2 protein-coding genes are annotated in these 1,485 nt (G+C 65.1%); one reads left to right on the top strand and one right to left on the bottom strand.

Going from position 1 to position 1,485, the window contains the following annotated elements; all coding sequences use genetic code 11:
* Window positions 1–264, bottom strand: a 264-nt coding sequence (locus EN879_RS35575) for a DUF1403 family protein (protein WP_127274699.1), incomplete at its 3' end; no start/stop codon positions are given.
* Between the two features lie 125 nt (window positions 265–389).
* Here EN879_RS35575 and EN879_RS35570 point away from each other — a divergent pair.
* Window positions 390–1,485, top strand: a 1,096-nt coding sequence (locus tag EN879_RS35570; RefSeq protein WP_164774825.1) for a site-specific integrase, incomplete at its 3' end; no start/stop codon positions are given.

Below are 1,485 nucleotides of genomic sequence, written 5' to 3'. Positions count from 1 at the left end.
ATACCAGGCGTCGCGCAAGGCGGCCGCGTCCTCGGCGCGGCCGGCGAGCCGCATGCTGGCGGCGGCGCAGCTCAGCGCCAGCCGCTGCCGCCAAACGCCGGCCCAGGCAGGCTGTGCGCGGGCGAGCGTGTCGAGGACACCCAGGGCGGCGCCGGCCCGGAAGGCGGCGGCGCCGTCGCTCGGCGCGCCGGCGTTTGTGATCGCCCAAGCCGGAACGGAGGGCGGCGCACCCGAGCTGGCGGTCGCGGGATCAAGGCGAATCATGATTTGGAGGGTAAAGTGCCGGTGCGCTTATGGCCATGGCTTTCGCGCAAAAACGCACAGCCTGTCGTGCAGATATAATGAATGATAATGTTGCATTATCGTTCGTTACAAGCCATGCTAGCAGAATGGCCCCTATCGTCGACCTGAGCCGCGAAAATCGTCCTGAGGACAGCTCAGTGCCGTCCCACAGCACGACCGCGATCGCCAGCACCTCCCCTCCCTCGCCTCCAGCCGACGACTTGCCTGATATTGTCGATATCGTCATGGAAATGGCGCAGGCACCCTGCGAGCCGCAAAACGCCCCTCCCCTGCCGGCGCACCTGGAAGGGCTCGCCGAGCGCGCGCGCGATTACGTCGAGGCAGCAAGCTCGGCGAACACCCGGCGCGCCTACGCCGCCGATTGGAAGCATTTTTGCGCCTGGGCGCGCCGCCAGCATCTCGATGTGTTGCCGCCCGACCCGCAGGTCGTTGGCCTTTACATCACGGCCTGCGCGTCCGGTAAGGTGACGGGCGACAAGAAGCCGAACGCCGTCTCGACCATCGAGCGACGTCTCTCCTCGATGACCTGGAATTTTTCTCAGCGTGGCCAGCCATTGGACAGGAAGGACCGGCATATCGCCACTGTGCTGGCCGGCATTCGCAACACCCACGCCTCCCCTCCCCGGCAAAAGGAAGCCATTCTGACTGAAGACCTGATTGCCATGCTCGAGACCCTTGACCGTGGAACGTTGCGCGGCCTGCGCGACCGCGCCATGCTCCTGTTGGGTTTCGCCGGCGGCCTGCGGCGTTCTGAAATCGTTGGCCTGGACGTTGCCAGGGACCAAACCCAGGACGGCCGCGGCTGGATCGAGGTTTTGGACAAAGGCGTTCTCGTCGCATTGCGCGGAAAGACCGGCTGGCGCGAGGTCGAGATCGGCCGTGGCTCGTCCGATGCCACATGCCCGGTTGTGGCGGTGCAAACCTGGCTGAAACTGGCGAGGGTCGGCCATGGGCCGTTGTTTCGACGCGTCACCGGAAACGGCAAAGCAGTTGCAGCCGAGCGGCTCAACGACCAGGAAGTGGCGCGGCTGGTCAAACGCACCGCCCTCGCAGCCGGGGTTCGTGGCGACCTGTCCGAAGGCGATCGTGCAGAGAAATTTTCCGGTCATTCCTTGCGCGCCGGTCTTGCCTCATCGGCTGAGGTCGACGAGCGTTACGTTCAAAAGCAGCTTGGCCATACGT

The sequence above is a fragment of the Mesorhizobium sp. M7A.F.Ca.AU.002.02.1.1 genome (assembly GCF_003998535.1).
In the GTDB taxonomy this organism is placed as follows: domain Bacteria; phylum Pseudomonadota; class Alphaproteobacteria; order Rhizobiales; family Rhizobiaceae; genus Mesorhizobium; species Mesorhizobium ciceri.
Note: the sequence above shows the minus strand (reverse complement) of the source record. Positions and strands in the feature narration are given on the sequence as shown.